Here is a 1703-nt window from a genome sequence, read left to right as displayed (position 1 = left end):
GGTGAGCTGCGTCACGCCAATGAACTGGTTGAATTCATTCGTGAAGAAACCGGCGATCATTTCCACATCGAAGTCGCCGCTTACCCGGAGATGCATCCGCAAGCGCGCAACTACGAAGACGATCTGGCCAACTTCGTGCGCAAAGCCAAGGCTGGCGCCGACAGCGCGATCACCCAGTACTTCTTCAACGCCGACAGCTACTTCTACTTTGTCGACCGTTTGCAGGCGCAGGGTGTGGATCTGCCGATCGTGCCGGGGATCATGCCGATCACCAACTACAGCAAACTCGCGCGCTTCTCCGATGCCTGCGGTGCGGAAATCCCGCGCTGGATCCGCAAGCAACTGGAAGCCTACGGCGATGACACGCAAAGCATTCAGCGCTTTGGCGAGCAAGTCGTCAGCGAGATGTGCGAACGCCTGTTGCAGGGCGGCGCACCGGGGCTGCACTTCTATTCCATGAACCAGGCTGAACCGAGTCTGGCGATCTGGAATAACCTGAAGTTGCCGCGCTAAGCGTTAGAAGCAAGATCAAAAGATCGCAGCCTTCGGCAGCTCCTACACAGGGTGATTAATACCAATGTAGGAGCTGTCGTGGGCTGCGATCTTTTGCTTTTAAACGCCCGAAACAGAGCATCTGCTGCCACCTTCTGGCTCTTTCGCGTTTCTCGTCGTAATCTCAAGCCATGCCCTTGATCACACAGTTATTCGCCGTGCTGGTTTTTGCTTGCCTGAGCTTCGCTGCTCGAGGCGAGAAGTTGCGTATTGTCACCGAGCCGTGGGCGCCTTACGTCTACGAAGAGAACGGCAAAAACCTCGGGCTCGACTACGAAACCACCGCCATTGTCTTCAAACGGCTGGGCATCGAAGTCGAATGGCAGTTCCTGCCGTGGAAGCGTTGCCTGTCGATGCTCGAAACCGGTCAGGCCGACGGTGCGCTGGATATCTTTCACAGCGATGAGCGCGACGCCACCCTGCTCTACCCGAGCGAACCGTTGTCGGACGTCGAGTTCGTGATGTTCTACGCCAACGATCGACCGCACCCGTTCAGCACACTCGAAGAACTCAAAGGCCTGACCATCGGCACCTCGCCGGGCTATCTATATAGCCCCGACTTCAGCAATTCGACCCTGTTTACCCGCGAACCGGCACCGACCCACGAAGCCAATTTCGGCAAACTGGTGCGTGGTCGTATCGACTTGCTGATCACCGATCGCCGCGTCGGTCAGCACTTGCTCGATGAACTGGATATCCGCAATCAGATCACTGAAAACCCGGCCGTGATTAGCCGCCAGAGCCAGTTTTTGGCGGTTCGGCGCAATGCTGGCATGGATTTACTGGTGCAGCGTTTCGGTGCCGAGCTCAAGCGTTTCAAGCGCGAACCGGCCTACGCCGAGCTAAGCGCGCGCTATGGCGCGGCCCCGTCCGATGTCGCGCCGCTGGGCAATGCCTCGGCCAGCCGCAAAACCGTTGAGCAGCAGGAAAGCAGCGCGCAGTGATTGCTCTGTTATACTCCGGCGTTCCCGCCAGGCTCACGCCCGGACGCCCGGAACCGTAAAAGGCCTCTCGACCCGCTACAGCGCAGCTTCCCAGCCCGCGCGAGCACTCCAGACGTGCCTTCGGAACCGCAGCAGGACCGGACGGGATTGCGTCCTCTTAAACGTGATTCGCGCCAGGCAAGACTCCCATTGGGCCAAGCCCTAACT

Annotated in this window: 2 protein-coding genes; both read left to right on the top strand. The window is 58.7% G+C overall.

Annotated features, from left to right (window positions below; all coding sequences use genetic code 11):
* Positions 1 to 513, top strand: a 513-nt coding sequence (locus ACIP1X_RS23885) for a methylenetetrahydrofolate reductase (protein ID WP_400755429.1), incomplete at its 5' end; no start/stop codon positions are given.
* A gap of 170 nt (positions 514 to 683) precedes the next feature.
* Positions 684 to 1496, top strand: a complete 813-nt coding sequence (locus tag ACIP1X_RS23880) for a substrate-binding periplasmic protein (protein WP_400755427.1) — start codon at positions 684 to 686, stop codon at positions 1494 to 1496.
* Positions 1497 to 1703 lie beyond the last annotated feature (207 nt).

Origin of the sequence: Pseudomonas sp. NPDC088885, assembly GCF_044750025.1 — a bacterium.
Taxonomy (GTDB): Bacteria; Pseudomonadota; Gammaproteobacteria; order Pseudomonadales; family Pseudomonadaceae; genus Aquipseudomonas; species Aquipseudomonas rustica.
The sequence above is the reverse complement of the archived record's forward strand: the minus strand, read 5'-3'. Positions and strand labels throughout refer to the sequence as shown.